The following is a 26475-nucleotide window of genomic DNA, read 5'->3' as shown; positions in this document are numbered from 1 at the left end:
GATGCCCGAGCGCGACGGCGTGACCCTGGGCCTGGCCGAGCTCATCGAGATGCGCCACCGGGTGGTCGAGGTGCAGCTGTTTTCCGCCGCCGGACGGCGCAGCCCATTGATCGGCCTGCACCATTCGCGCCTGCGCGGTCGCGGCGTGGACTTCGACCAGGTGCGCGCCTATCAGCCCGGTGACGACGTACGGGCCATCGACTGGCGCGTCACCGCCCGCACCCGGGAACCCCATACCAAGCTGTTCCACGAAGAGCGCGAGCGGCCGGTCTATCTGCTGCTGGAGCAGAGTCCGCGCACCTTCTTCGGCACCCGCCGGCAATTCAAGTCGGTGCTGGCCGGACGCCTGGCCGCGCTGATCGGCTGGGCGGTGCTGGAGCACAATGACCGCATCGGCGGCATGATCTTTGGTGGCGAACGCCTGCACGAGGTCCGCCCACGGCGCAGCAAGCAGAATCTGCTGCGCTTCTTCGATCACCTGATCAACGCCAATCGGGCGCTGCAGGATCCGGCCCTGGCCCAGGTGCCGCGCATTACCTTCAACCAGGTGCTGCGCCGCGCCCGTGAGGTGCTGCGCCCCGGCAGCCTGGCGCTGGTGATCTGCGACGAGCGCAGCCTGGACGTGGCCACCGAGCAGCATCTCACCCTGCTCTCGCGGCACAGTGACCTGGTCCTGCTGCCGCTTTCCGATCCTCTGGATCACGAACTACCCCAGGCCGGTCTGCTGCGCTTCGCCAGTGGCCAGGCGGAAGTGGAATTGGATACCGACCGCGCCGACGTCCGCCAGGGCTATGCCGAGCAGGCCGCCCAGCGCCGCGAACGCTGGACGGAACTCAGTCTGCGGCTGGGCATTCCGCTGCTGCCGCTGTCCACCGCGGACGACCTGATCGAGCAGTTGCGGCATCTCTTGCGCCAGCACCGTCCGGGGTACACCTCGTGACGCCCGGGCCGCCAAGTCTGGAGCCGCTGCGGCTGCCGCCGGAGCCGGCCTTCTGGCCACCGGCGCCGGGCTGGTGGCTGCTGGTATTGGTCGTGGTGGCGCTGGGCTTCTTTCTGCGTCACCGCCATGGTCGGCGGCCCCTGGTCAGCGCGCCCCTCGTCGAGCCGACTACCGAAGAGGACCTGCGCACCACCGCCCTGGCCGAGCTGGCGCGGCTGCCGCGCCCCTATGGCGCGCCGGCTGGGCCCTGGTTGCAGGCCCTGAACGCCCTGCTCAAGCGCCTTTGCCGGGCCAGCTATCCGGATCAGCTGAGCCAGACCCTGAGCGGGCGCGACTGGCTGGCCTTTCTCGATTCGCGCTGTCCGGCGGCCGGTCTGACGCGCTACATGATCCTGGTCGATGGCGGCTATCGCCCGGATTGCCGGCTGGACGACCGCGCCATCGACGGCCTGCAGGACGCCGTCGCCACCTGGATCCGCAAGCATGTTTGAATTTGCCTGGCCCTGGTTGTGGCTGCTGCTGCCGCTGCCCTGGCTGCTGCGCGTACTCCTGCCGGCGGCCGACAGCGGCCAGGCGGCCCTGCGTGTGGAATTCCTCGGTGAACTCGAACACCTCGGCGGGCGCACCCGCCATACCGGCGGCCTGGGCGGCGCCCGCCGCCTGCTGCCCTTTCTGCTGGGCTGGCTGCTGATCCTGGGCGCGGCGGCCCGGCCGCAATGGGTGGGACCGCCCCAGCCGCTGGACGTGAGCGGTCGCGACCTGCTGCTGGCGGTGGATGTCTCCGGCTCGATGGACACCCCGGACATGCAGCTGGGCGACGAGAGCGTCAGCCGCCTGAGCCTGGTCAAGCAATTGCTTGGCCGCTTCATCGACAGCCGCCAGGGCGATCGCGTCGGGCTGATCCTGTTCGGTTCCCAGGCCTATCTGCAGGCGCCCTTGACCGCCGACCGGCGCACGGTGCATGCCCTCCTCGAAGAAGCCCAGATCGGACTCGCGGGGCGCAACACGGCGGTGGGCGACGCCGTGGGCCTGGCGGTCAAGCACCTGCGTAAGCGCCCGGACAACAGCCGCACCCTGATCCTGGTCACCGACGGGGCCAGCAACGGCGGCGTGCTGACGCCCGCGGTGGCAGCCAGCCTGGCGGCCAGCGAGCGGGTGCGCGTCTATACCCTGGGCATCGGCGCCGACCCGGATACCCTGGGTGCCGGCACGACGCCCAGCGACCTTGACGAACCCATGCTGCGGCACCTCGCCGAGGTCACCAACGGCGCCTACTTCCGGGTGAGATCCAGCGCCGAACTGGCCGCCGTGTCGCACCAGCTCGACCGTCTCGAACCCATCCGCCAGCAGCCGGACCAGGCCCGTCCCACCCGCGAGCTCTATGCCTGGCCGCTGGCCGGGGCGTTGCTGCTCGGCCTGGCCCTGGCCCTTGGCCGCCTGCCGTGGCCACGGCGCTGGCGGCGCGGAGGCAAGGCCACATGAACGACTGGCTGCCGCTGTTCCTGCGTCCCTGGTGGCTGCTGGCGCTGCTGCCGGTCGCTCTGGTGATCTGGTCACTTCGCCAGCGCCGCCATCGCCACGGGCGCTGGCAGGCGCTGCTGCCGCCGGCGCTGCAACCCTGGCTGCTCAGCGACAGCGAGCGCCAGCGCTCGCCCCTCGGCCTGATGCTGCTGGGTCTGACCGGCCTGCTGGCCTGCCTGGCCCTGGCCGGCCCCAGCTGGCAGCAGGGTGAACAGCAGAACTTTCGCCGTAACGATCCGCTGGTGGTGGTGCTGGCGCTGACGCCCGACCTGCTCGCCACCGACGTCACCCCCAATCGCCTGCTGGCGGTGCAGCGCAAGCTGCAGGACCTGCTCAAGGCGCGCCAGGACGGCGAGACCGCCTTCGTCGTCTATGCCGGCAGCGCTCACACCCTGGTGCCCCTGACCGACGATCTGCCGACCATGGACAATCTGCTCAAGGCGCTGCGGCCGTCGATCATGCCGGTGCCAGGCCAGCGCGCCGACCTGGGCATCGCCCAGGCCCTGGAGTTGCTCGGCCCGGCCCCCAGTGCCAGCGCCCGACTGCTGCTCATCGCCAGCGACCTGGATGACCGCGAACGGCAGGGGATCGAGCGCCAGTTGCAAGGTCGGCTGCGCCAGCTGGCGATCCTCGGTCCGGGTACGCCTCAGGGCGCCCCGGTGGCAGCCGAGACCGGCAACTACCTGAGCGACGCCGCCGGCGGCATCCGCATCGCTCGACTGGACGAAGGCCACCTGCAAGGCGTCGCCCGCGAGCTGGGCGGGCGCTATCAACGTCTGCAGCGCGACGACAGCGACCTGCGTCGCCTTGGTCTGCTGGAACGCCCCGACGCTGTGCGGGCCAGCGATGGCCAGGGCCCCTCGGACTGGCGCGACCAGGGCTACCTGCTGCTTCTGCCCCTACTGCTTCTGGTCGCCTGCGGCGCGCGCCGCGGCTGGTTGCTGTGCCTGCCCTTCTGCCTGTTGCTGACGCCGCCTCCCGCCCAGGCCGGCAGCTGGGACGACCTCTGGTTGCGCCGCGATCAACAGGCCCTGCAGCTGCTGGCCGACGACCAGGCCGCGGCGGCCGCCGACCTCTTCACCGACGAGCGCTGGCGCGGCGTGGCACGCTATCGCGCGGGCGACTTCAGCGGCGCCGCCGCGGCCTTCGCCCGGGATCCGTCGGCGGACGGCCACTACAATCGCGGCAATGCTCTGGCCATGGCCGGACGCCTGGAAGAGGCTCTGCGCGCCTACCGGGCGGCGCTGGTGTTGCGTCCCGATCTGACCGCTGCCCTGCGTAATCGCAACCGTCTCGAACGCCTGCTCGCCCAGCGCGCCGCGGCCCAGGCCGAGGCCGTCGCCCGCAGTCGCAAGGCGCAGAACGCCAGCCAGAGCAGCGCCCAGGCGGACGAGCCGGCCAGCAGCAGTACCTCGCCGTCCACGGCGACTGCCGCGGCCAGTCCGCAGCAGCAGGCTCAGGCCGGCGCGGACTGGCTCGTCGCGCCGGCCTATGCCGAAGATCCCCTGGCGGAAGAACAGCGTCAGGCCGCCGAGCAATGGCTGCGAGAGATTCCCGACAACCCGGACGAGCTGCTGCGCCGCAAATTCTGGTACCAGCAACAACAACGCGAGGAGAACGCGCTGCAATGAAGTCCCATCCGTTGCTGCTGCCCCTCATGCTGCTCGCGCCCCTGGTCCAGGCGGCGGATCTCAGTGCGCGCCTGGAGCGTAGTCAGCTCAGTCAGAACGAGACCCTGGAACTCATTCTCGAGACCACCGATCCCGCCCAGTTCGGCAAGCCTGATCTCGGCCCACTGGACCAGGACTTCCAGGTACTCGGGGTGCGACAGAACAGCCTGCCGCCCGGCGAGCGGGTGACCACCCGCTGGAACGTGACCCTGCAACCCAAGGCCAGCGGCGCCCTGACCATTCCCGCCCTGACCCTGGACGGCGCCCGCAGCCAGCCGCTGACCGTCACCGTGGAGGCCACTGCCGCCAAGCGCCAAGCCCGCGAACCGGTCTATCTGGAAGCCGCAGTGGAGCGCACCCGGCTCTATGTGCAGGCGGAAACCATCCTGACCATCCGCCTCTACCACGCCGTGGCGCTCTATGACGACCATGTGCTCACCCCGCCCAACCCCAGCGAGGCGCGCGTGGATCTGCTGGGCACCCCGCAGGTCTACGAGCGCGACGTCGAGGGGGTACGGCATGGCGTGATCGAATGGCGCTACGCCATCCATCCGCTGCAGAGCGGCACCCTGGTGCTGCCGCCCCAGACCTTCAGCGCCACCCTGGCCGGTGGTCTCGACGACAGCTCCCGTGCCGGTCAGCCGATCCAGTTACGCACCCCCGCGCTGACCCTGGAAGTCCTGCCGCAGCCGGCCAGCTATCCGCCGCAGACCCCCTGGGTGCCGGCGCGCAGCCTGACCCTGACGCAGCAATGGAATCCCGCGCCGGCAGACGCCCGCGAAGGCAGCGCCCTGACCCGCACCCTGCAGCTGCGTGCCGAAGGCCTGGCGCCCGGTCAGCTACCCCCGCTGGTATTGCCCGAGATCGAGGGCGTGAAGCGCTATGCCGAACAGCCGCGGCTGTCCCTGCAGACCCAGGCGCGCGGCCTGGTCGGACAGCGCGAGGAGCGCGTCGCCCTGATTCCCACGTCCACGGGGGACAAGGTCCTGCCGCCGGTGGAGGTGGTCTGGTGGAACACCGAGACCGATACCCTCGAACGCGCTACCCTGCCCGCCCAGCCGCTGGTGGTCGCCGAGGATCCGACCCTGCAGCCCGTAGCGGCTCCGGTCGCTCCCCAGGCCAGCGTCAATGCCAAGGGACTCTGGCGCTGGCAGTTGGCGACGGCCTTCTTCGCCTTGACCACGCTGCTCGGCTTCGGCCTCTGGTGGCGCGCCCGCCGCCAGCCAGCGGTCCTGCCGACGGCCCCCGATCTCGACAGTCGCCTGCAGCGCGAAGAGCTGCGCCGTGCCTGCCAAAGCAACGATCCCCATGTGACCCGCCACGCCCTGGACGCCTGGGCGCGGCAGCAGCCGGAAACCCTGGCGGCCATGGGCGCGCGATTCGAGCCCCTGGCCGCTGCCCTCGACGATCTCAATGGGGCGCTCTACAGCGAAGCCGGTCAGCGCTGGCAGGGCGAGACGCTGTGGCAGGCGATCAATGCCCTGCCGCCGCTGACGCCCGCGGCCGTGCACGATACCCTGCCGCCGCTCTATCCGCGCTGAGCGGCCTCCTCCAGCCGCGCCAGGCGCTCTTCCAGGGCGACGACCCGGGCTTCCAGTGCCTCCAGTCGGCCTTCGCGTCCGCTTGCGGACGGACTGCCTTCGGCGGCGCTCCCGAGCTGGGCGACCTGGGCATCGCGGTCCGCCGCATTGCCGAACAGATGCAGATAGCGCTCTTCACGCTGACCGGGTTGCCGACCCAGGCCGGTGGCCAGGCCGCGAGCGATCAGGCGCTCCAGGTGGTGGCGCACCTGCTCGGTATCGTCGAAGGCATGCATCCGACCGCTGCGGGCAAGCAGCTCGCCCAGGGTCTGGGGGCCCCGCAGGAACAGCAGCGCGCAGAGCACCCACTGGGGCGGCGGTAGCTCCAGGGCCTTGTCCAACCGCTGCTCCCAGCGATCCGCACGGCTGCCCATGACCAGGCGCGCCAGGCCGCGTTCTTCCAGACGTCGCAGTCCCTGCCCCACTTCGCCCGGGGTGAGGTTGAGCACCGGCTCGCGGCTGGTCTTCTGGTTGCAGGCCAGCACCAGGGCATTGAGGGTCAGGGGATAGCTTTCCGGCGTGGTCAGCTGCTTTTCGATGAGGCTGCCGAGGACGCGGATCTCGCTGGCTTCGAGCGGCTCTTCGGCAAAGGCGGGGGTGACTGCTTGGCTCATGGCGGACTCCGCTTGGATGACGCGCCAGCCTAGCCTGCCCTCCGAGCCTGTTCAACGTCTCGCGAGCTAGAGCAAAAAGGCCTAGGCGGCCCCACGAAAATGGCTGAGGAAGCGGATCGGACCCGCGCTCGGGTTTACGAGCGGTAAATGAGCATTCCGACGGGGCTGGCCTTCCAGGCCTTTTCAACGCAGTTTGGCCGACGCGCAGCAGACTTTGATCAGGCTCTCAGCGCCGTCGCCACTGCGGCAGCCCGATCAGCACCACCGCGCCGACGATGACCAGCATGGCCAGCGTTTCCGCCGGACCGATCCGCTCACCGGCGAACAGGGTGCCCAGCAGCACCGCTACCACCGGATTGACGTAGGCGTAGCTGGTGGCGGCGGCCGGGCGTACCCGCCCCAGCAGATAGAGATAGGCGCTGAAGGCGATCAGCGAACCGAACACCACCAGATAGCCCAGCGCCAACCAACCGCCCAGGGCTGGCCAATGCTGCAGCCGCTCGCCACTGAAGTAGCTGGCGCTGAGCAGGACAGCGCCAGCTACCAACATTTCCACCGCGCTAGCCATGGCCCCGCGTGGCAACGGCAGATAGCGACTCCAGATGGAGCCGAAGGCCCAGGCCGCCGCCGCGAGCAGGATCACCGCGGCCCCCAGCGGCGTAGCGCTCATGGTATCGCCCAGGTTGAGCAAGGCGATCCCCACCAGGCCCAGGGCGATGCCGGCCCATTCCAGCAGGGTATTGCGCTGCCCCCAGAGCAGGCCGAACAGCAGGGTGAACAGCGGAACCGTGGCGATCGACAGGGCGGCGATACCGGAGGTCACGCCCCAGTGCTCGGCCAGGGTCACGCCGCCGTTGCCCACGCCAAGCAGCAGGATGCCGATCACCGCGGCCGCCGCGGTCTCGCGCGCTGTGGGCCAGGGCGCCCCACGCAGGCGCAGCCAGCCCAGCAGCAGACTCCCGGCGATCAGGAACCTCAGCCCCGCCATCAGCAGCGGCGGCCAGTGGGCCACGCCGATGCGGATCACCAGATAGGTGGAACCCCAGACCACATAGAGCGCGAAAAAGGCCGCCAGCAAGGGCAGCCAAGTGGGCAGGCGCGGCACGAGGCAGGGCGAGGGGGAGGTGTCCATGCGCGAGAGATTCCGGAGAGGTCAGGCTGACATTGTAGGAGCGCGCGACCGGACGGCTAAGATACAGTCGAGACAGAAAGGGCCTAACCAGCCTTTGATTCAGCAGACTTTAAGGACAGTGACCTTCGATTCGAAGGCAGGAAACGGAAACGGACCATATCGATCGCCGCCTCATCGACCTGCTGCTGGTAGAGGGGCGCGCCAGCTACGCCGACCTGGGTCGCCGGCTGGGTCTTTCCGCGCCGGCCATCGCCGAGCGCATCGCCAAACTCGAGGACGCCGGCATCATCACCGGCTATGGCGCCCGCATCGATCGCCGCGCCCTGGGCTACGGCACCGAATGCCTCATCTCCCTGCGTCTGCACAGCACCAGCCAGGGACCGTTGTTGAAGAAACTGGAAGCCCTGCCCCAGCTTCTCGCCTGCCACCGGGTCACCGGCGAGGACTGTCTGATGCTGCGCGCCGCCGTGCGCGACATGAGCGAACTGGAGGCCCTAATCGATACCCTCACCCAATTCGGCATGAGCCGTACCGTGGTGGTGCTGTCGACACCCTTCGAACGCCCGCTGCCGCTTGCCTCCAGCTGAAAGCGCCGACAAAGAAGCCCTGGGGCCTCACGGCACCAGGGCTGGCTCAACGCGACAGGCTAGATGAAGGAGTCGTCGTCGCCACTGTCGTCGAGGAAACCGCCGCCGGTATCGCCATAGTCGGCCGCATCCTGGAAGCCGCCGTTATCCTGGTAGCCGGCATCTTGGAAACCACCACCGTTGTCGTAGCTGGCGTTGTCCGCCCAGCCACCCTGGGCGCCGGCATCGGCCAGGCCCTGATCGGCGGCTGGGGTCTCGTTGATGACGTTGACGATCTCCTCGGGTTGCGAATGATGGAACAGACCCGAGATGGCCTGGGCCGCCAGCACGCCACCGGCGACCCCGGCCGCGGTCTGCAGCGCGCCGCCCATGAAGCCGCCCATGCGCGAGGGCGCCGCCTGGGGCGCGCCATAGCCCGGGGCAGGCTGGCCATAGCCGGGGTTGGGCTGGGCATAGCCCGGAGTGCCAGGACGTGAGGCGGCCGGACCAGGATCGTTCCAGCCCCGCGACGGCGCGGCATTGACCGGTGCCTGACCACCCGCGGGCTGATTGCTACCGCCGCCGAACAGGCTGGAGAGAAAGCCGCCGCTGCTTGGACGATTCTGCTGGACCTGGGCCATCTGGCTTTCCAGTTCCTTGACGCGCTGGTCCAGGCGCTTGATGGCGGCCTCCTGGATCAGCATCGCCTGGGCCATGTAATAGGGCGCTGCGGGCTGCTCGCGCAGGCGCTGCTGGATCAATGCCTCGGCTTCCCGGTCACGGGGCGCCGTCTGGGCTTCCGTGGTCTTGAGACGGTCGAACAGACCTTCGATCAGCTGGCTTTCTTCGCGTTGCATGATGACCCTCCCGCAGACGGTCTACTGGTGGCCTTCCCCTGGGAACGGCCTGGATGTCGAAAGGCGCAAGGTTGTGCGCCGTTATGCCAGATAAAGGCGCAGTGGTCGCTTTTCAAGTTGAGTCCACAAGGCATTCAGCAGGGGTTCAGCCAGTGACCCGTGGATGCCCTTTCCATCTGAAGAGCCGCCCTAATGGGTAGTTCCGGGTGGGCATCCATGACTGGACAACCGGCCAGGGCTGCGGGAATCTGAGCCTTTGTCAGCGAGGCCTCCCATGCCGCCCCTGCTCATCCTGATCGACCAGCAACAGGGGATCCGCGCCCAGCACCTGGGGCCGCGCAACCATCCCGAAGCCGAACGGCGCATGGCCGATCTGCTGGCGGCCTGGCGTCAGGCCCGAGCGCCCCTGCTGCATGTCCGGCACCTGTCGCGTAGTCCGAGTTCGGTGTTCTGGCCGGGCCAGCCCGGGGTGGAATTCCAGCCAGCTCTGGCGCCCCTGCCCGGCGAGCCGGTGTTCGACAAGCAGGTCCCCGACGCCTTCGCCAACAGCGGTCTGGAGCGCTGGCTGCACCAGCGCGGCATCGCGTCGCTGCTGATCTGCGGCGTAGCCAGCGAGAATTCGGTGGAGGCCACGGCGCGCAGCGCCGGCAATCTGGATTTCACCACCTGGGTCGCCGAAGATGCCTGCTACACCTTCGCCAAGCGCGACTTCGCCGGGCAGCCGCGCAGTGCCGAAGAAGTCCATGCGATGGCCATGGCCAATCTGCACGGCGAATACGCCACCGTCACCTCCAGCACGGCCATGCTCGAACGCCTGCGGGCGACCGGGTCGCCCTGCTAGACTGCCCTCCTGCCCGTCTGGAAGAGCTGCATGAACCCTGTCGATATCCTGCGCGACTCGCTGTCTTTCTTTGCTCGCAATCTGCGGCCCCTGGCTGTCCTGACCCTGCCCTGGCTGCTGCTCGAAGCCCTGTTGCGCTATCAGGTGCTGGAACGCTTCGGCGTCGACGGCGGGCTGTGGGACATGCTGGTCAGCCTGCTCTGCTATCCGCTGTACACCGCCGCGCTGCTGATCTTTCTGGAAGCACGCACCCAGGGCACCACACCGCGTCTGAGCGGCGCCTGGGGCGCCGCCCTGCTGCTCTGGCCACGCTTCGCCCTCCTCGCGGCCCTGACCTCGGGGCTGGTGATGCTGGGCTTTTCGCTGTTGATCGTGCCGGGCTTCCTGATCATGGCCAAGCTGGCCTTCGCCGAGAATCTGCTGGTCCTTGAAGGACGGGCATCGCTGGACGCCCTGCGCGGCAGTCTGCGTCTGAGCCGCGGGCACTTCTTCACCCTGCTGGCCTGCATCCTGGCTACGGTGCTGCCGGCCTGGCTGCTCGACGCCTGGATCACCCGGCAGTTCGCCGAGGCCGCGGTGCCGGAGATCATGCTGCAAACCCTGTCGGGCTTTCTGCAGCTGATCCCCAGCATCGCCGTCTATCGCATCTATATGCTGGTCAGACAGAACGCCTGACCCGCCGCCTTACCACATCAGGTCGTCCGGCACCTGATAGGCCGCGTAGGGATCGTCCGGATCCGGCTCGCCGCTCTGCACGTTGAGCAGCACCACGCGCTTGGGATCGCGTTCCTGGATGCGTTCGGCGGTAGCCCGCGGCACCACCTCGTAGCGGCCTTCGTAGCGCACGATGGCCAGGCTGCCCTTGCTGAGCTTGTCCCTCATCATGACGTTGACCGACAGGCGCTTGACCTTCTTGTCATCGACGAAGTTGTAGTAGTCCTCGGTGCTCAGCTTGGGCAGGCGGCTGGTCTCGATCAGCTGCTTGATCTGCGCCTGCTCGGCCTTGCGCTTCTTCTTCTCTTCCTGGGCACGGTTGAGTTCCTGGTCCTTGGCCAGTTTTTCCGCCTGGGCCTGCTGGACGGCCAGCTCTTGGGAGCGGTCCTTTTCCGTCTGCCCACGATGCTCCATGCGGGTCTGCTTCTGCTTTTGCTTGACGGCCTGCTTGGCCTGCTTTTCATTGACCAAGCCGGCTTTCAGCAGTTGGTCGCGTAGGGACATGCTCATCGATACGACTCGTCTAGATCATCCAAGGGGGCGCGGCTCGGAAGCGGCCGCGCGCCAGGGTGTCCATCCTGCGCAGCCGACGAAGCGAGTGCAAGCCTTTCTCTGGGGTGAAATAATGCAGTCATTACCTATCCGCCCCTGGTTCGGGCGCTGCCGATCACCATTCGCCCATGATTACCTTCGCGATCGTCCTGCTCTTCGTCGCCAGCGTGCTCTTCGTCCATCTTCGCGGACGCGCTCGCCTGCCCTTCCTGCGCCAGCTGGTCAACCACTCCGCGGTGTTCGCGCCCTACAACGCCTTGATGTACCTGTTCTCCAGCGTGCCGTCCAAACCCTACCTGGATCGCAGCCGCTTTCCCGAGCTGGACGTGCTCAAGGACAACTGGCAGGAGATTCGCGTCGAAGCCCTACGGCTGTTCGACGAGGGCTATATCCGCGCCGCGGAAAAGGACAATGACGCCGGCTTCGGTTCCTTCTTCAAGAAGGGCTGGAAGCGCTTCTACCTGACCTGGTACGGCGAACCGCTGCCCTCCGCCCAGACCCTCTGCCCGCGCACCGTCGAACTGGTGCGGCAGATTCCCAACGTCAAGGGCGCCATGTTCGCCCTGCTGCCGGGCGGCAGTCATCTGAATCCCCATCGCGATCCCTTCGGCGGCTCGCTGCGTTACCACCTGGGTCTGGCCACGCCCAATTCGGACGCCTGCCGCATCTATGTCGACGGCGAGCCCTATGCCTGGCGTGACGGCGAGGACGTGATGTTCGACGAGACCTATGTGCATTGGGTCAAGAACGAGACCGACCAGACCCGGGTCATCCTCTTCTGCGACGTGGAGCGCCCTCTGCGCAATCGTCTGCTGACCCGCGTCAACCAGGCGGTCAGCCGCTTCCTGGGCAGCGCCACGGCGCCGCAGAATGTCGAAGGCGAACGCGTCGGCGGCATCAACCAGGCCTATGCCTTCAGCAAGAGATTCGGGGATCGTATCGGCGGCGGTGTGAAGAAATTCAAGCGGCGCCACCCCAAGGCCTATCGCGTCGCCAAGCCGGTGCTGGCGGTGCTGGTGGTGATCGCGCTCTATCACTGGATCGTCAGCTGAGGCGGCGATCCTGCGGCGGCGGCGGCGGTCAGCCGGAACGCTGCTGGCGCTGCCGATGCAGACGGGCCACCAGCTCGGCTTCGGCCTGGGACAGGCCGCAGGCCTGGGTGAGATCATCAGCGCTGGCGCCCAGTCCAACCAGACGCGCGGCCTGGGAAAACGACAGACTGGTGGGGTCGCTCTGCTCGATCTGGGTCAAACGATCGGGCAAGGGCGCCACCACCTTGGCCAGCCCCTGCACCTGCTCACCCATGCGCACCTGCCCGGCCTGGTAGGTTTCCAGACGCTTGAGCAGGATCTGCATGCGCTTGTCGACCAGGGCCTCCCGCTCGGCCAGCTTGGCCGCCTGCTGCTGCTGGCGTTGCCAGAGCAGCCAGCAGCAGCCACCGAGGCCGGCACAGGCCAGCCCCAAGGCGACGCTGAGCAGGATCAGCCCGACGAGCATCAGATGCTTTCCAGCTCCGACCACTCTTCTTCGGTCATCAGCTTGTCGAGCTCGACCAGGATCAGCAGCTCGCCGTTCTTGTTGCACACGCCCTGAATGAACTTGGCGGATTCGTCATTGCCAACGTTGGGTGCGGTCTCGATCTCCGACTGCCGCAGGTAGACCACCTCGGCCACGCTGTCGACCAGGATACCGACGACCTGCTTGTCGGCCTCGATAATGACGATACGGGTGTTGTCGGTCACTTCGGTGGGCAACAGACCGAAGCGCTGACGGGTGTCGATCACCGTCACCACGTTGCCGCGCAGGTTGATGATGCCCAGCACGTAGCTCGGCGCACCGGGGACCGGAGCGATTTCGGTGTAGCGCAGGACTTCCTGGACCTGCATCACGTTGATGCCATAGGTCTCGTTATCCAGGCGGAAGGTGACCCATTGCAGGACCGGATCTTCGGAACCCTGTGCGGACGTTTTTTTCATGTTCCCTAGCCTCGTCAAATACCGCACGTGCGGCGAAGCGGGCGAACCCGCTGGTTAGTTGCAGCGAGCAGCCCTAGCGACGGCCACCCACCACCTGTTCAGCGAGCGCCGCCACATCCAGCAGCGCACACATCTGATCGATCACCGTACCGGCCAGCCACGGGCGAGTGGCCCGCTGATTCCGCCATTTGACCTCGGCAGGATCCAGCCGTACCGAATGGCTGACGCCATGCACGGCCAGCCCCCAATCCAGGCCTTGCAGCGATATCACGAATTTCAGCCCTTCGCGATAGTCGTCACGATAGCGTTCGGGCATTACCCAACGTGCGGCGTCGAGCACGCGCAGGTTACCAGCCTGGCAGGGTAGCAGGCCCAGAAACCAGTCTGGCTGACCGAACAGCGGCGTCAACTCTTCGGCGGCGAGCGGATAGATGGAGCCCAGGCAGACCAGGGGAGCGGCCAGGGTCAGGCCGGCGACGTCGAACAGCAGGCATTCGAAGGGCTCTTCACCCCACTCGGGTCGACCTTCCAGATATACGGCGCTGGGCGGTACGCCAGCCGCCACTACCGGCTGCACCGCCGGAGTCCCCACGGCAATGCCCTCCACCACCGGACGCACCGGCTCGGCGACTGGCGTCAGTTCGGGGACGCGCCAGTCCAGCTCGATGTCGGTTTCCGGCGCCAGCAGCGCCTGGGGCTCAGGCAGCAGCACCTCGGGCGGGGCGATCCCGGCACGGCGGGTGGCCAGCGGCACGACTCGGGGCTGCCGCGCGGCATCCCGTTCGAGCTCCTCACGCACCGCAGCGGCGAATTCGTCTTCGCTCACGCTGACGATCGGCGCGGCCGCAGCCACCACGGGAGCCTCCACTGGGGTGGCCTCGGCGGTGGGCAGTTCCAGGAACGCATCCAGCAACAGGGCATCGAGATAGCCCTGGAGGACACGCTGAGGACGATTGTCGAGGGACGTCGGTTGGCTCATGGCGTTCTACGTGGGTGAGTTGTCCAGCCTATCGGCCGGAGGGGTGGAAAACTTGAATCAGGCCACCTGGCTGCTGGGCGCGCCTTCGAGCAGATGCCGCAGCAACGCCCGGTAGGCGATGACGCCGCGGCTGTTGGCCTCGTAGCGCGATGGCACCTGGCCGGAGCGACTGGCATCGCGCAACCGGGTATCGATGGGAATGAAGGCCTGCCACAGCTGGGCCGGATAGGTGTTGCGCAAGACCTTGAGGGTACCGATGGAAGCCTGGGTCCGGCGGTCGAACAGGGTCGGCACTATGGTGTAGGGCAGTGCCTGCTTGCGCGAGCGGTTGATCATGGTCAGGGTGTTGACCATGCGTTCGAGCCCCTTGAGCGCGAGGAATTCGGTCTGGGTGGGAATCACCAGATGCTGGCTGGCCGCCAGGGCATTGACCATGAGTACGCCGAGCAGCGGCGGACTGTCGATCAACACATGATCGAAGTCGTTCCACAGCTGCGCCAGGCTCTTGGAGATCACCAGGCCCAGGCCGCTCTGACCCGGCGACTGACGTTCCAGGGTAGCCAGCGCGGTGCTGGACGGCAGCATCGACAGCTGTGGATGGCTGGTGGGCAGCAGTAGCCGCTTCGGCAGGCCTTCCGGCACCTGGCCACCGTGCTGGAACAGGTCGAACGCGCTGTGTTCCAGGCTGTCCGGATCCTGACCGAAATAACTGGTCAGGGAACCGTGGGGATCTAGATCCACCAACAGGACGCGCTTGCCCTCATCGCCGAGCAACCCGGCGAGGGCAACGGTGGTGGTGGTCTTGCCCACCCCACCCTTCTGATTGGCGACAGCCCAGACTCTCATGTGCAGACTTCCTCCCGACGACACGACCAGCCGGGTCAAGGTGCCGGCGTAGCAGCCGGCGACGAAGATTTGACAGGCGCCACCTTGGGCGCCGGTTCTCCAGGCGATGCTGCAGATTGTGTGCCAGTCGACGAATTTTGCAAGGTGCTCTGCGGCCGGAACAGGTCGAGATTGCGCGAGATCAGCAGGACGACCCGCCGATTACGGGCTCGATTGACGTCACTGGTGTTGTCGACCACCGGCTGATAGGCGCCATAGCCCACCACGGCCAAGCGTTGCGGGGCGATGCCATTGCCGATCAGCAGCCGCACGATACTGGCGGCTCGGGCCGCCGACAGTTCCCAATTAGTGGGGTACAGCGCTGTGCTGATGGGGCGGTCGTCCGTGTAGCCTTGTACCTGGATCGGATTCTTGAACGGCGCCAGAATCTTGGCCACCTTCTCCATGAGACCGAAGGCGGGATTGCTCGGCAGGGAATCGCCACTGGCGAAGAGCAGATTGGAGCTGAGCTCGATTTCCAGCCACATTTCACTGGCCTTGATGTTCAGCTGGTCGCCGGCGATGAGATCGCCGAAGGTGGCTCGCACGCTGTCGGCGATCTGCTGCAGCGGATCGCTGGGGGTGACCTTGGCCGGTTGAGCGGCGCTCGCATCCATCACCGTCGGCGTCACGCCCGCCGGACGCTGGTCGCCGAGGGGGATGGGTTTGAGCGAGCGCTCCGGCTGGCTGAAGATGCCCGAGAGGCTGTCCGAGAGCACCTTGTACTTGCTCTCGTTCAGCGAGGAGATGGAATACATGACCACGAAGAAAGCGAACAGCAAGGTGATGAAGTCGGCGTAGGAGACCAGCCAGCGTTCGTGGTTCTCGTGTTCTTCGGGACGGCGACGACGACGAGGCATGCGGCGTCCTCCTAGTCCAGAAAACCTTGCAGCTTCATTTCGATGGAGCGGGGATTCTCGCCCTCGCCAATGGACATCAGGCCTTCCAGCAGCATTTCCCGATAGCGGGACTGTTGCTGAGCCAGCGCCTTGAGCTTGTTGCCGACGGGCAGCAACAGCAAGTTGGCGAAGCCGACGCCATAGATGGTGGCGACGAAAGCCACGGCGATGCCGCTGCCCAGTTGCGAGGGATCGGCCAGATTCTGCATGACGTGGATCAGGCCCATCACCGCACCGATGATGCCCACCGTGGGCGCATAACCCCCCATGGCCTCGTAGACCTTGGCGGCGGCGATGTCACGGTCTTCCTGGCCGTAGAGGTCCACTTCGAGAATGCTGCGCAGGGCTTCCGGTTCGGTGCCGTCCACCAGCAACTGCAGGCCCTTGGCGGCATAGGGATCGGCTTCGCGGGCGACCAGGGGTTCGAGGCCCAGCAGGCCTTCCTTGCGCGCCACGTTGCTCCAGTTGACCACCTTGCGGATGCCACCGACGAGGTCCAGCCGTGGCGGCACGAACACCCAGGCCAGCATGGTCAGGGCGCGGCGCAGTACCGGCAGGCGGGTCTGCAGCAGAACGGCGCCCAGAGTGCCGCCGACCACGATCAGCGCGGCCGGTCCATTGGCCAGGGCGGTGAAGGAACCGCCCTCCAGCAGGTTGCCACCCATGATGGCGGTAAAGGCCAGCAGGATGCCGATGAGACTGAGCACGTCCACGCTCAATGCCCTTCTGGCCGGTGAACACCTGCCGTCACGAACAGGCCTCGGTCAGGTGTCTGCCGATGTCGTCCAGGCCATAAATGGCATCGGCCAGATTGGCCTTGGCGATGGCCATAGGCATGCCGTAGATGACGCAACTGGCTTCGTCCTGGGCCCATACCTGGCTGCCGACCTGCTTGAGCATCCGCGCGCCTTCGCGACCGTCGGCGCCCATGCCGGTCAGGACCACTGCCAGCACCTTGTCGGCATAGGCCTTAGCCGCGGAGCCAAAAGTCACGTCGACGCAAGGCTTGTAGTTGAGGCGCTCGTCGCCGGGCAGGATCTTCACCATCCCGCGACCGTCCACCATCATCTGCTTGCCGCCGGGTGCCAGCAAGGCCAGCCCCGGACGCAACTGGTCGCCATCCTCGGCTTCCTTGACGCTGATGCGGCAGAGCTTGTCCAGACGCTCGGCGAAGGCCTTGGTGAAGGCCGCGGGCATGTGTTGGATCAGCACCAGCGGCGCCGGGAAATTGGCTGGCAGCTGGGTGAGCACCCGCTGCAGGGCCACCGGGCCACCGGTGGAAGTGCCGATCGCCACCAGGCGATAGTGCTTGCGCTTGGGCGGCGGCGAAGCCGGAGCCACGGGCGCATGCGCGGACTGGGCACCGCTGGGCGCCGCCGGACGTGGTGCCGGGCGGGCAGCAGCAGGCGCGGCCGAGGCACCAGTGGGCACCGCCGGCGCGACGCTGGGGGCCACGGCGAAGCGCCGGTTGGAACGGGCGATATGGTGGATCTTCTCGCACAGCAGCTTTTGCAAGCTGGCCGGATTGCGCGAGATGTCCTCGAAATTCTTCGGCAGGTAGTCCACCGCGCCGGCATCCAGGGCATCCAGGGTGACCCGGGCGCCTTCATGGGTGAGCGAGGAGAACATCAGCACCGGGGTCGGGCACTTCTGCATGATGTGGCGGACCGCGGTGATGCCGTCCATCATCGGCATCTCGTAGTCCATGGTGATGACATCGGGTCGCAGCGCCAGGGCCTGATCGACCCCTTCGCGCCCGTTGCTGGCCGTGCCCACCACCGAGATGTTGGGATCGGCCGCCAGGATTTCCTTGAGCCGACGCCGGAAGAAGCCGGAATCGTCCACCACCAGTACTTTTACCGGCATACGTTGAAACTCCTAACCTGGGGCGGCGCAGGCCACCCGATGGCGCCGGGCACGGGCCCGACGCCGCTCGTACCTGGCCGACTCAGAGCCCGCGACGGGCGTAGCGCTTGAGCATGCTGGGCACATCGAGGATGAGCGCGATGCGCCCGTCGCCGGTGATGGTCGCCCCGGACATGCCGGGCGTGCCCTGCAGCATCTTGCCGAGGGGCTTGATGACCACCTCTTCCTGGCCCACCAGCTGATCGACCACGAAGCCGATGCGCTGAGTGCCCACCGAGAGGATCACCACATGCCCTTCCCCCTGCTCGACATGGGCCGCATTGGGCACCAGCCAGCGCTTGAGGTAGAACAGCGGCAGCGCCTTGTCGCGTACCACCACCACTTCCTGGCCGTCCACCACGTTGGTGCGGGACAGGTCGAGGTGGAAGATCTCGTTGACGTTGACCAGCGGGAAGGCGAAGGCCTGGTTGCCCAGCATCACCATCAGCGTCGGCATGATCGCCAGGGTCAGGGGTACCTTGATGACGATCTTGGAGCCCTGGCCCTTGGTCGAGTAGACGTTCAGGGTACCGTTGAGCTGGCTGATCTTGGTCTTGACCACGTCCATGCCTACGCCGCGGCCGGAGATGTCGGAGATCTCGGCCTTGGTGGAGAAACCCGGAGCGAAGATCAGGTTGAAGCACTCGGTCTCGGTCAGACGATCGGCCGCGTCGCGGTCGAGCAGGCCCTTCTCCACTGCCTTGTTGCGCAGCAGATCCGCGTCCATGCCCTTGCCGTCGTCGGAGATCGACAGGAGGATGTGGTCGCCTTCCTGCTCGGCGGAGAGCACCACCCGTCCGGCGCGGGACTTGCCGTTCTCTTCTCGCTCGGCAGGGCCTTCGATGCCGTGGTCGACCGCGTTGCGCACCAGGTGCACCAGCGGATCGGCCAGGGCCTCGACCAGGTTCTTGTCCAGGTCGGTTTCTTCGCCCACCAGCTCCAGGTTGATCTCTTTCTTCAGACTGCGCGCCAGATCGCGGACCAGGCGCGGGAAACGGCCGAAGACTTTCTTGATCGGCTGCATCCGGGTCTTCATGACCGAGGTCTGCAGGTCGGCGGTGACCACGTCGAGGTTGGACACGGCCTTGGCCATGGCCTCATCGCCGCTGTTCAGGCCCAGGCGGACCAGGCGGTTACGCACCAGCACCAGTTCACCGACCATGTTCATGATCTCGTCCAGGCGCGCGGTATCGACCCGCACGGTGGTCTCCGCCTCGCTGGTGGGACGCTCGGCAGGCGCTGCCGCCACCGCAGGCTTGGGCGCCGCGGCCTCGGCGACCGGCGTCGGCTTCGGTGCGGGTGCCGGCGCAGGCTGAGGCGCGGCGACGGGCGCCGGCGCCGGCGCTGCCGCAACGGGCGCAGCCACGGACTCGGCGGCTACCGCAGGACCACTGAACTTGCCCTTGCCGTGCAATTCGTCGAGCAGGGATTCGAATTCGTCGTCGGTGATCTCGTCACCGCCCGTCGCGGCGGCTGGAGCCGCCGCAGCAGGCGCTGCTGCAACCGGTGCCGCGGCCTCGTCCGCGACGAACTTGCCCTTGCCGTGCAATTCGTCGAGCAGAGCCTCGAACTCGTCGTCGGTGATGTCGTCGCCACCAGCCGCAGCCACGGCAGGAGCCGCAGCGACAACCGGCGCGGTGGCCGGTGCCTCGTTGAACTTGCCCTTGCCATGCAACTGATCGAGCAGGGCCTCGAATTCGTCATCGGTGATGTCGTCGCCACTGGCGGCCGCAGGCGTTGCCGCTGCCGCGCTCGGCTCGCTGCCCAGGGCATCGAGCAGATTCTGGAAATCGGCATCGCTCAGCTCCGGCTCGGCGGCCGCCGGGGCGGTCGGCGCGGCGGCCACGACCGGGGTGGCAGCCACGGGCGCAGCCGGGACCGGCGCCGGCTCGCTGCCAGCGGGCTCGGCCAGGCGGGCCAGGGCCGCCAGCAATTCAGGCGAGGCCGGGGTCGGCTCTTCGCGTTCACGGACTTGACCGAACATCTCGTTGACGGAATCCAGTGCCTGCAGCACCACATCCATCAGCTCGGCATCCACGCGGCGTTCGCCCTTGCGCAGGATGTCGAATACGTTTTCCGCGATATGGCAGCACTCGACCAGGGTATGGAGCTGCAGGAAACCGGCACCGCCCTTTACGGTATGGAAGCCACGGAAAATGGCGTTCAGCAGATCCATGTCATCCGGGCGGCTTTCCAGCTCGACCAATTGTTCGGACAACTGTTCGAGAATCTCGCCGGCCTCTACCAGGAAATCCTGGAGGATTTCTTCATCGGCGTCGAAGCTCATTCCTGCACTCCCCAAGAGGGTCTGGGTCAGAAGCCCAGACTGGATAGAAGATCGTCGACGTCGACCTGAGCGGCCACGACGTCTTCACGCTTATCGGCATGAATCTGCGGACCTTCACCCTTCATCGTCTTTTCTTTTCGATTCTGTTCGATCAGCGCGGTGTGATCGTGACTGAAGCCGGTATAGCGATCGACCTGGCTGGCCATCATCACCAGCTTGACGAGGTCTTTCTCGATCTGCCCGACGAGGTTGACCACGCGTTTGATCACCTGACCGGTGAGGTCCTGGTAATCCTGCGCCAGGAGGATGTCGTTGAGCTTGGACGACAGTTGTTCGGCGCTGCTCTCGCTGTGGCTGAGAAAGGCATCGACGCGCTTGGCCAACTCGCGGAATTCGTCCGCGCCCATTTCCCGGCGCATGAACTTCTTCCAGTCGGCATGCACGGCACGGGCTTCGTCACCGAAGTTACCTACCAGCGGGGCACTCTCCTCCACCAGATCCATGGTCCGGTTGGCGGCGTTCTCGGTCATCTTCACCACGTAGGAGAGACGATCGGTGGCATCGCTGATCTGGGAGACCTCTTCGCCGGCCATGCCGCGCGGATCGATCTCGAAGTTGACGATGGCGTTGTGCAGCTCGCGGGTCAGCTTGCCGACTTCCTGATAGAGCCCCCGGTCACGCAGTTGATTGAGCTCGTTGATGACATGCACGGCCTGGGTGAAATCGCCGCTTTCCAGGCATTTCACCAACTCTTGGGCGTGCTGTTTGAGATTCGACTCGAAGTCGCTGAAGCTGTTGGAGCCAAGCTGATCCATAACGTCCCCGCGGCTTTCTTCAGCCGTTCACCCGCTCGAAGATCTTGTCGATCTTTTCTTTCAGCACCTGGGCGGTGAAAGGCTTGACCACATAGCCGTTCACGCCGGCCTGAGCGGCCTCGATGATCTGCTCGCGCTTGGCTTCGGCGGTCACCATCAGCACCGGCAGGGTTTTCAGCCGCGCGTCGGCGCGGACCTGACGCAGCAGGTCGATGCCGGTCATGCCAGGCATGTTCCAGTCGGTGACGAGAAAATCGAAGTTGCCGCTCTGCAACATCGGCAGTGCGGTGTTGCCGTCGTCTGCTTCGGCGGTATTGGTGAATCCCAGATCGCGCAGCAAATTCTTGATGATGCGTCTCATCGTGGAAAAATCGTCCACGATGAGGATTTTCATGTTCTTGTCCAAGTCGACCTCCGTCCTAATCCGCACACACGCCATGAGGCGCGTCTAAGCAATCGTAGTAGCCTGAGTACCAGCCGGTTAACGCGAACGCCATTCCGCCAGCCGCGCCCGCAGGCGTGCCGCGCATTGACTGTGAAGCTGGCAGACGCGTGACTCGCTCACGCCCAGCACCTCGCCGATTTCCTTGAGGTTGAGTTCCTCGTCGTAATACAGCGAGAGCACCAGACGTTCACGCTCCGGAAGATTGGCGATGGCGTCGGCCAGGGCCTTGCGGAAGCGCTGATCTTCCAGACCGCGACCGGGTTCGAGTTCATGCGAACCGCTCTCCTCGAGCCCATGCTCACCACCCTCCATGAGGTCGTCGAAACTGAACAGGCGACTCCCCATGGTGTCGCCAAGGATGCCGTAGTACTCATCCAGACTCAATTTAAGTTCGGCCGCGACCTCGGAATCTTTAGCGTCGCGACCCGTCCGCGCTTCCACGGCGCGAATGGCGTCGGTGACCATGCGCGTGTTGCGATGCACCGAGCGCGGCGCCCAGTCACCCTTGCGCACTTCGTCGAGCATGGCGCCGCGGATGCGGATGCCAGCGTAGGTCTCGAAGCTGGCGCCCTTGCCGGCGTCATATTTGCGCGAGGCCTCAAGCAGCCCGATCATGCCGGCCTGCATCAGGTCCTCGACCTGCACGCTGGCCGGCAGACGCGCCAGGAGGTGGTAGGCGATGCGTTTCACCAACGGCGCATAGCGGTTGATGAGTTGCTCCTGCTGGGTACGTTCCGAGGTTTTGCTGTACATGCGAAGCCCGCTGGATGCTGTCATGCGTGGGTACCGATGGCTGGTTGCACAAGGCGCTCGACAAAGAACTCGAGATGGCCGCGCGGATTGGCGGGCAGCGGCCAGCCATCGACTTTCTGGGCCACCGCACGAAAGGCCAGCGAGGCCTTGGCACGCGGAAAGGCTTCAAACACGGGGCGCTGCTTCTGCACGGCTTTGCGCACCGCCTCATCGAACGGAATGGCGCCCACGTATTGCAGGGCGACATCCAGGAATCTGTCGGTCACCTTGGTCAGCTTAGCAAAGAGATTGCGACCTTCCTGGGGCGTCAGCGCCATGTTCGCCAGAACCCGGAACCGGGTGACGCCATGGTCGCGATTGAGCAGCTTGATCAGGGCGTAGGCGTCGGTGATGGAGGTGGGTTCGTCGCACACCACCACCAGGACTTCCTGGGCGGCGCGAACGAAGCTGACCACCTGATCGCCGATGCCGGCAGCGGTATCGACGATGAGCACGTCGAGGTTCTCGCTAATGTCGCTGAAGGCCTGGATCAGGCCCGCGTGCTGGGCCGGCGTCAGATTGACCATCGCCTGGGTGCCCGAGGCCGCCGGGACGATGCGGATGCCGCCCGGGCCGTGCAGCAGCACGTCGCGCAGCTCGCACTCGCCGGAGATGACGTCGGCCAGGGTGCGCTTGGGCGACAGGCCGAGCAGAACGTCGATGTTGGCAAGGCCCAAGTCGGCGTCGAGCAGCATGACGCGCCGCCCGATATCGGCCAGGGCCAAGGCCAGGTTGACCGACACGTTGGTCTTGCCGACACCGCCTTTACCGCCCGTGACCGCTATGACTTGGACGGGATGCATGCTACCCATTGCCTGATACCTTTGATTGAAATCCGTCACACTTTAGACCAAGTGCATTTGGCGTGCCCAGGCATGCGATGCACCACTACCGTTCGTCTGCGCTAACCGGCGCGGCGGGCATTGCTCTGATACAGGCCGGCCAGCATGCCAGCCATGGTTTCTTCGCTCGGCTCCTCGGGTGCCTGCAGGCTCACGGCGCGGCTTACCAACTGGTGGCTGCGCGCCGGATGCAGGTCGTCCGGGATGCGCGGGCCGTCGGCGATGTAGGCCACCGGCAGGCGCTGGCTGATGGCCAGGCCCAGGGCTTCGCCGAGGCTGGCGGCTTCGTCCAGCTTGGTCAGCACGCAGCCGCTCAGGCCGCAGCGCCGATAGCTGTGGTAGGCCGCCTTGAGCACCTGGCTCTGGCTGGTGACGCCCAGCACCAGGTAGTTACGAATCTTCAGCTGGCGGTTGGCCAGGGCTTCGAGCTGCGCCTTGAGCGCCGGATCGTTGGCGGGCATGCCCGCGGTGTCGATCAGCACCAGGCGCTTGCGCGCCAGGGGGGCCAGGGCCTGTGCCAGGGACTGGCCAGGATCGACCAGGGTGACGGGCACGTCGAGGATGCGGCCCAGGGTCTTGATCTGCTCCTGGGCACCGATGCGGAAGCTGTCCATGCTGACCAGCGCCAGGCTCTGGGGGCCGTACTTGAGCACGTAATTGGCGGCGAGCTTGGCCAGGGTGGTGGTCTTGCCCATGCCGGCCGGACCGACGAAGGCGACGACACCGCCCTCCTCCAGGATCTTGGCGTCGGTGGTCTTGGCCAGCTGGGCGAAGTTGGCCAGCAGCATGCGCCAGGCATGGCGCGGATCCTGGATCTTGGCCACGCTGTCGAGCAGGTGCCGGGCCAGATCGGCCGGCAGGCCCATGCGCTGCAGGCGACGCCAGAGGCCAGCCTGCTGCGGACGGGTGGACTGCACCTGGGTCCAGGCCATGGAGCCGAGCTGGACTTCCAGCAGTTCACGCAGGCCGCTGAGCTCGCTGCGCATGGCTTCCAGGGCACGCCGGTCTTCCGGCGCGGCACTGGCGGCAGGCGCGGCGGCAGCCGGCTGGGGGGCGCGCGGCGGCGCGATCACCGGCTCGCGGCGGCTGTCGGCGGCGCTGATGGCGCCGAGCAACTGCTTGTCCTTCGGCGCAGCCGAGGGGACGCCCGGCGCACGGATACTGAGGTCGGCATGGGCCTGGGCGATCTTCGCATGGGTCTTGCGCAACTCCGCCTGCAGCTCCGCGTTGGGCGCGGCCGGTGCCGGAGCCTGGTAGTCCAGCGCCGCGGTCAGCTCGACCCCGCCGGCGACCCGGCGGTTGCTGAGGATGGCAGCGTCCGGGCCCAGCTCGTCGCGTACCAGCTTCATGGCTTGACGCATATCGGCGGCGAAGAAACGTTTGACTTGCATGATCTAGACCTCAGCCATTCTGGCCAACGGTAGCGACGATGGTGACCTGCTTGTTGTCCGGAATTTCCTGGTAGGCCAGCACACTCATGTTCGGTGCCGCCATCCGGGCGAAGCGGGACATCATCCCGCGGATCGCACCGGCTACCAGCAGCACCACTGGCTTACCCATCATTTCCTGACGCTGCGCCGCCTCGACGAGGGAACGCTGCAGTTTTTCGGCCATGCCAGGTTCGAGGAACATGCCGTCCTCGGCGCCTTGACCGGCCTTCTGCATACTACTTAGCAACATCTGTTCCAACCTTGGCTCAAGGGTGATAACAGGCAGCTCAGGCTCCATTCCTACGATGTTCTGGACGATTGCGCGGGACAGCGCGACGCGCACGGCACCGGCGATGGCGGCGGGATCTTGACTCCGCGGCCCGACATTGGCGATGGCTTCGGCGATGGTACGGATGTCACGGACCGGTACCTGCTCCTGCAACAGCTGCTGGAGGATCTTGAGCAGGGTCGACAGGGAGACGATGCCGGGCACCAGTTCTTCGGCCAGCTTGGGCGAGCTCTTGGCCAGCACCTGCAGCAATTGCTGGACTTCCTCGTGGCCGATCAGCTCGTGGGCGTGCTTGAAGAGCACCTGGTTGAGGTGGGTGGCGACCACGGTACTGGCGTCGACCACGGTGTAACCGAGGGACTGGGCCTGGTCGCGCTGGGTGACGTCGATCCAGACGGCCTCCAGACCGAATGCCGGATCCTTGGCGGCGACGCCATTGAGGGTGCCATAGACCTGGCCGGGGTTGATGGCCAGCTCGCGATCGGGATAGATCTCGGCTTCGGCCACGCTCACCCCCATAAGAGTCAGACGATAGGCGTTGGGCAGCAGGTCCAGGTTGTCGCGGATGTGCACCGAAGGCATGAGGAAACCGAGGTCCTGGGACAGCTTCTTGCGCACGCCCTTGATCCGCGCCAGCAGCTGGCCACCCTGGTTGCGATCGACCATGGGGATCAGGCGGTAGCCGACTTCCAGACCGACCATGTCCACCGGGGTCACGTCGTCCCAGCCCAGCTCCTTGGCCTCGGCCGGGCGCTGCACGGGGGCCAGGTCCTGTTGCTTCTTGGCTTCGACCTCGGCGGTCTGCTTGGCCTGACGCTGGCGCTTGTGGATCAGCCAGGCACCGGCGGCGGCGGCGCCGCCCAGGCCGAGGAACGGCAGGTGCGGCATGCCCGGAACCAGGCCCATGGCGATGATGATGAAGGCTGAGACCGCCAGCGCCTTGGGCGAGGCGAACATCTGACGATTGACCTGCTGGCCCATGTCTTCCGACGAGGACACCCGGGTCACCATGATGGCGGCAGCGACCGACAGCAGCAGCGAGGGAACCTGGGCGACCAGACCGTCACCGATGGTCAGCAGGGCGTAGATGCGCGCCGCTTCGCCGAACGGCAGACCGTGCTGGGCCATGCCGATGGCCATGCCGCCGATGAGGTTGATGAAGAGGATCAGCAGGCCGGCGACGGCGTCACCGCGGACGAACTTGCTGGCACCGTCCATGGAGCCGTAGAAGTCGGCTTCCTGGCCCACTTCGGTCCGGCGCTTCTTGGCTTCGGCCTGGTCGATGATGCCGGCATTGAGGTCGGCGTCGATGGCCATCTGCTTGCCGGGCATGGCGTCGAGGGTGAAGCGCGCCGACACCTCGGAGATGCGGCCGGCACCCTTGGTCACCACCACGAAGTTGATGATCATGAGGATGGCGAACACCACCGCACCGACCACGTAGTTACCGCCGACCACCACCTCGCCGAAGGCCTGGATGACCTTGCCCGCGGCGTCGTGGCCGTCCTGGCCATGCAGCAGCACCACGCGGCTCGAGGCCACGTTCAGCGCCAGGCGCAGCAGGGTCGAAACCAGCAGAATGGTCGGGAAGACCGCGAAATCCAGCGGCCGTAGGGCATAGACGCTGACGAGCAGGACCACGATCGACAGGGCGATGTTGAAGGTGAACAGCACGTCCAGCAGGAACGGCGGCATCGGCAGGGTCATCATGGCGAGCATCGCCAAGACGGCCAGCGGCACGCCCAGGTTGCCGCGCGCCAGACCACGCATGTTGCCCATCATCAGGGATTTGTCGACTTTCACACCCATTCCTCGCTTGCCGGTGCCGGCGTCACGGAAAGTTGACGCAGCGCACTGTTCGCAGGGGCTTGAGCAAGCTCCGGGCCAACTGCTCAAGACCTTGAATCAGCGAGGTTTTCCCGGGGGTGATACAGGACTGGTTAC

General features: G+C 66.4%; 27 protein-coding genes. 9 read left to right on the top strand and 18 right to left on the bottom strand.

Translation table 11 applies throughout. The annotated features are described in order from the left end of the window. The first annotated feature begins 1 nt into the window (after position 1). The 5 genes from NRG74_RS02465 to NRG74_RS02445 are packed head-to-tail and all read left to right on the top strand — an operon-like array spanning position 2 to position 5672. Positions 2-940 (top strand): DUF58 domain-containing protein, encoded by a 939-nt coding sequence (locus NRG74_RS02465; RefSeq protein ID WP_064308312.1) that lies wholly within the window; start codon positions 2-4, stop codon positions 938-940. Then, positions 937-1431, top strand: coding sequence for a DUF4381 domain-containing protein (locus tag NRG74_RS02460; protein WP_184286583.1), 495 nt, complete (start codon positions 937-939; stop codon positions 1429-1431). The genes NRG74_RS02465 and NRG74_RS02460 overlap by 4 nt, the downstream gene beginning before the upstream one ends. Continuing rightward, positions 1424-2422 carry a VWA domain-containing protein gene (locus NRG74_RS02455; protein WP_017642106.1) on the top strand — a complete coding sequence of 333 codons (999 nt, stop codon included), beginning with the start codon at positions 1424-1426 and terminating at the stop codon, positions 2420-2422. Before NRG74_RS02460 ends, NRG74_RS02455 begins: the two co-directional genes overlap by 8 nt. Further along, on the top strand, positions 2419-4092 hold the full coding sequence (locus tag NRG74_RS02450) for a tetratricopeptide repeat protein (protein ID WP_257705650.1): 1674 nt from the start codon (positions 2419-2421) through the stop codon (positions 4090-4092). The genes NRG74_RS02455 and NRG74_RS02450 overlap by 4 nt, the downstream gene beginning before the upstream one ends. Then, positions 4089-5672: a BatD family protein gene (locus NRG74_RS02445; protein ID WP_257705649.1), complete on the top strand. Its 1584-nt coding sequence runs from the start codon at positions 4089-4091 to the stop codon at positions 5670-5672. Before NRG74_RS02450 ends, NRG74_RS02445 begins: the two co-directional genes overlap by 4 nt. Here NRG74_RS02445 and NRG74_RS02440 read toward each other — a convergent pair. Together NRG74_RS02440 and yedA are read right to left on the bottom strand one after the other, a co-directional pair. Beyond that, positions 5660-6325: a YceH family protein gene (locus tag NRG74_RS02440; protein ID WP_064308317.1), complete on the bottom strand. Its 666-nt coding sequence runs from the start codon at positions 6323-6325 to the stop codon at positions 5660-5662. The genes NRG74_RS02445 and NRG74_RS02440 overlap by 13 nt on opposite strands. A gap of 226 nt (positions 6326-6551) precedes the next feature. Continuing rightward, positions 6552-7457 (bottom strand): drug/metabolite exporter YedA, encoded by a 906-nt coding sequence (yedA, locus tag NRG74_RS02435; RefSeq protein ID WP_257705648.1) that lies wholly within the window; start codon positions 7455-7457, stop codon positions 6552-6554. A 128-nt stretch (positions 7458-7585) separates the two neighbouring features. Here yedA and NRG74_RS02430 point away from each other — a divergent pair, with 128 nt between their 5' ends. Then, positions 7586-8044 (top strand): Lrp/AsnC family transcriptional regulator, encoded by a 459-nt coding sequence (locus NRG74_RS02430; RefSeq protein WP_257706549.1) that lies wholly within the window; start codon positions 7586-7588, stop codon positions 8042-8044. Between the two features lie 59 nt (positions 8045-8103). Here NRG74_RS02430 and NRG74_RS02425 read toward each other — a convergent pair whose 3' ends face one another. After that, complete coding sequence (locus NRG74_RS02425; RefSeq protein WP_257705647.1) at positions 8104-8880, bottom strand: DUF2076 domain-containing protein; 777 nt, start codon at positions 8878-8880, stop codon at positions 8104-8106. 274 nt (positions 8881-9154) lie between these two features. Here NRG74_RS02425 and NRG74_RS02420 point away from each other — a divergent pair, with 274 nt between their 5' ends. Both NRG74_RS02420 and NRG74_RS02415 read left to right on the top strand, forming a co-directional pair. Then, positions 9155-9721, top strand: a complete 567-nt coding sequence (locus tag NRG74_RS02420; RefSeq protein ID WP_093254853.1) for a cysteine hydrolase family protein — start codon at positions 9155-9157, stop codon at positions 9719-9721. A 30-nt stretch (positions 9722-9751) separates the two neighbouring features. After that, entirely contained in the window at positions 9752-10396 is a 645-nt protein-coding gene (locus NRG74_RS02415) for a YciC family protein (RefSeq protein ID WP_257705646.1), read from the top strand. A gap of 9 nt (positions 10397-10405) precedes the next feature. Here NRG74_RS02415 and NRG74_RS02410 read toward each other — a convergent pair whose 3' ends face one another. Further along, positions 10406-10945, bottom strand: a complete 540-nt coding sequence (locus NRG74_RS02410; protein ID WP_017642097.1) for a DUF2058 domain-containing protein — start codon at positions 10943-10945, stop codon at positions 10406-10408. Between the two features lie 170 nt (positions 10946-11115). Here NRG74_RS02410 and NRG74_RS02405 point away from each other — a divergent pair, with 170 nt between their 5' ends. Beyond that, positions 11116-12039 carry an aspartyl/asparaginyl beta-hydroxylase domain-containing protein gene (locus NRG74_RS02405; protein WP_017642096.1) on the top strand — a complete coding sequence of 308 codons (924 nt, stop codon included), beginning with the start codon at positions 11116-11118 and terminating at the stop codon, positions 12037-12039. 28 nt (positions 12040-12067) lie between these two features. Here the strand turns inward: NRG74_RS02405 and NRG74_RS02400 are convergent, their stop codons facing one another. The 14 genes from NRG74_RS02400 to flhA all read right to left on the bottom strand — a co-directional run bounded on the left by NRG74_RS02400 (position 12068) and on the right by flhA (position 26340). Further along, positions 12068-12484, bottom strand: coding sequence for a DUF2802 domain-containing protein (locus NRG74_RS02400; RefSeq protein ID WP_007160356.1), 417 nt, complete (start codon positions 12482-12484; stop codon positions 12068-12070). Continuing rightward, positions 12484-12963, bottom strand: a complete 480-nt coding sequence (locus NRG74_RS02395) for a chemotaxis protein CheW (RefSeq protein ID WP_007160357.1) — start codon at positions 12961-12963, stop codon at positions 12484-12486. Before NRG74_RS02395 ends, NRG74_RS02400 begins: the two co-directional genes overlap by 1 nt. Positions 12964-13036: 73 nt before the next feature. Further along, positions 13037-13942, bottom strand: a complete 906-nt coding sequence (locus tag NRG74_RS02390; protein ID WP_160923479.1) for a chemotaxis protein CheW — start codon at positions 13940-13942, stop codon at positions 13037-13039. A 57-nt stretch (positions 13943-13999) separates the two neighbouring features. Beyond that, positions 14000-14788 carry a ParA family protein gene (locus NRG74_RS02385; protein WP_017642094.1) on the bottom strand — a complete coding sequence of 263 codons (789 nt, stop codon included), beginning with the start codon at positions 14786-14788 and terminating at the stop codon, positions 14000-14002. A 35-nt stretch (positions 14789-14823) separates the two neighbouring features. Further along, positions 14824-15687 (bottom strand): flagellar motor protein MotD, encoded by an 864-nt coding sequence (gene motD, locus NRG74_RS02380; protein WP_257705645.1) that lies wholly within the window; start codon positions 15685-15687, stop codon positions 14824-14826. 11 nt (positions 15688-15698) lie between these two features. Then, on the bottom strand, positions 15699-16439 hold the full coding sequence (locus NRG74_RS02375) for a flagellar motor protein (protein ID WP_026083965.1): 741 nt from the start codon (positions 16437-16439) through the stop codon (positions 15699-15701). A gap of 34 nt (positions 16440-16473) precedes the next feature. After that, complete coding sequence (locus NRG74_RS02370) at positions 16474-17592, bottom strand: protein-glutamate methylesterase/protein-glutamine glutaminase (RefSeq protein WP_257705644.1); 1119 nt, start codon at positions 17590-17592, stop codon at positions 16474-16476. Between the two features lie 82 nt (positions 17593-17674). Beyond that, on the bottom strand, positions 17675-19918 hold the full coding sequence (locus NRG74_RS02365; RefSeq protein ID WP_257705643.1) for a chemotaxis protein CheA: 2244 nt from the start codon (positions 19916-19918) through the stop codon (positions 17675-17677). A gap of 26 nt (positions 19919-19944) precedes the next feature. Then, on the bottom strand, positions 19945-20733 hold the full coding sequence (locus NRG74_RS02360) for a protein phosphatase CheZ (protein ID WP_093254844.1): 789 nt from the start codon (positions 20731-20733) through the stop codon (positions 19945-19947). Between the two features lie 19 nt (positions 20734-20752). Then, a complete protein-coding gene (locus tag NRG74_RS02355) occupies positions 20753-21127 on the bottom strand; it encodes a chemotaxis response regulator CheY (protein WP_169853335.1) in 375 nt (124 codons plus the stop codon). An 87-nt stretch (positions 21128-21214) separates the two neighbouring features. After that, complete coding sequence (fliA, locus tag NRG74_RS02350) at positions 21215-21955, bottom strand: RNA polymerase sigma factor FliA (RefSeq protein WP_026083964.1); 741 nt, start codon at positions 21953-21955, stop codon at positions 21215-21217. Further along, on the bottom strand, positions 21952-22782 hold the full coding sequence (fleN, locus tag NRG74_RS02345) for a flagellar synthesis regulator FleN (protein ID WP_017642087.1): 831 nt from the start codon (positions 22780-22782) through the stop codon (positions 21952-21954). Before fleN ends, fliA begins: the two co-directional genes overlap by 4 nt. Before the next feature lie 92 nt (positions 22783-22874). Continuing rightward, entirely contained in the window at positions 22875-24203 is a 1329-nt protein-coding gene (flhF, locus tag NRG74_RS02340; RefSeq protein ID WP_064308323.1) for a flagellar biosynthesis protein FlhF, read from the bottom strand. Between the two features lie 10 nt (positions 24204-24213). After that, the gene (flhA, locus tag NRG74_RS02335) at positions 24214-26340 is read right to left on the bottom strand and encodes a flagellar biosynthesis protein FlhA (protein ID WP_037064353.1); all 2127 of its coding nucleotides are present in this window, start codon (positions 26338-26340) and stop codon (positions 24214-24216) included. Between the last annotated feature and the right edge of the window lie 135 nt (positions 26341-26475).

The organism is Pseudomonas oryzihabitans (assembly GCF_024652905.1).
GTDB lineage: Bacteria > Pseudomonadota > Gammaproteobacteria > Pseudomonadales > Pseudomonadaceae > Chryseomonas > Chryseomonas benzopyrenica.
The sequence above is the reverse complement of the archived record's forward strand: the minus strand, read 5'-3'. Positions and strand labels throughout refer to the sequence as shown.

Coding starts and splice junctions, on each gene's coding strand:
- NRG74_RS02465 (WP_064308312.1), top strand. CDS start 2: ATGCCCGAGCGCGACGGCGTGACCCTGGGCCTGGCCGAGCTCATCGAG.
- NRG74_RS02455 (WP_017642106.1), top strand. CDS start 1,424: ATGTTTGAATTTGCCTGGCCCTGGTTGTGGCTGCTGCTGCCGCTGCCC.
- NRG74_RS02450 (WP_257705650.1), top strand. CDS start 2,419: ATGAACGACTGGCTGCCGCTGTTCCTGCGTCCCTGGTGGCTGCTGGCG.
- NRG74_RS02445 (WP_257705649.1), top strand. CDS start 4,089: ATGAAGTCCCATCCGTTGCTGCTGCCCCTCATGCTGCTCGCGCCCCTG.
- NRG74_RS02440 (WP_064308317.1), bottom strand. CDS start 6,325: ATGAGCCAAGCAGTCACCCCCGCCTTTGCCGAAGAGCCGCTCGAAGCC.
- yedA (WP_257705648.1), bottom strand. CDS start 7,457: ATGGACACCTCCCCCTCGCCCTGCCTCGTGCCGCGCCTGCCCACTTGG.
- NRG74_RS02425 (WP_257705647.1), bottom strand. CDS start 8,880: ATGCAACGCGAAGAAAGCCAGCTGATCGAAGGTCTGTTCGACCGTCTC.
- NRG74_RS02420 (WP_093254853.1), top strand. CDS start 9,155: ATGCCGCCCCTGCTCATCCTGATCGACCAGCAACAGGGGATCCGCGCC.
- NRG74_RS02415 (WP_257705646.1), top strand. CDS start 9,752: ATGAACCCTGTCGATATCCTGCGCGACTCGCTGTCTTTCTTTGCTCGC.
- NRG74_RS02410 (WP_017642097.1), bottom strand. CDS start 10,945: ATGAGCATGTCCCTACGCGACCAACTGCTGAAAGCCGGCTTGGTCAAT.
- NRG74_RS02405 (WP_017642096.1), top strand. CDS start 11,116: ATGATTACCTTCGCGATCGTCCTGCTCTTCGTCGCCAGCGTGCTCTTC.
- NRG74_RS02400 (WP_007160356.1), bottom strand. CDS start 12,484: ATGCTCGTCGGGCTGATCCTGCTCAGCGTCGCCTTGGGGCTGGCCTGT.
- NRG74_RS02395 (WP_007160357.1), bottom strand. CDS start 12,963: ATGAAAAAAACGTCCGCACAGGGTTCCGAAGATCCGGTCCTGCAATGG.
- NRG74_RS02390 (WP_160923479.1), bottom strand. CDS start 13,942: ATGAGCCAACCGACGTCCCTCGACAATCGTCCTCAGCGTGTCCTCCAG.
- NRG74_RS02385 (WP_017642094.1), bottom strand. CDS start 14,788: ATGAGAGTCTGGGCTGTCGCCAATCAGAAGGGTGGGGTGGGCAAGACC.
- motD (WP_257705645.1), bottom strand. CDS start 15,687: ATGCCTCGTCGTCGTCGCCGTCCCGAAGAACACGAGAACCACGAACGC.
- NRG74_RS02370 (WP_257705644.1), bottom strand. CDS start 17,592: ATGCCGGTAAAAGTACTGGTGGTGGACGATTCCGGCTTCTTCCGGCGT.
- NRG74_RS02365 (WP_257705643.1), bottom strand. CDS start 19,918: ATGAGCTTCGACGCCGATGAAGAAATCCTCCAGGATTTCCTGGTAGAG.
- NRG74_RS02360 (WP_093254844.1), bottom strand. CDS start 20,733: ATGGATCAGCTTGGCTCCAACAGCTTCAGCGACTTCGAGTCGAATCTC.
- NRG74_RS02355 (WP_169853335.1), bottom strand. CDS start 21,127: ATGAAAATCCTCATCGTGGACGATTTTTCCACGATGAGACGCATCATC.
- fliA (WP_026083964.1), bottom strand. CDS start 21,955: ATGACAGCATCCAGCGGGCTTCGCATGTACAGCAAAACCTCGGAACGT.
- fleN (WP_017642087.1), bottom strand. CDS start 22,782: ATGGGTAGCATGCATCCCGTCCAAGTCATAGCGGTCACGGGCGGTAAA.
- flhF (WP_064308323.1), bottom strand. CDS start 24,203: ATGCAAGTCAAACGTTTCTTCGCCGCCGATATGCGTCAAGCCATGAAG.
- flhA (WP_037064353.1), bottom strand. CDS start 26,340: ATGGGTGTGAAAGTCGACAAATCCCTGATGATGGGCAACATGCGTGGT.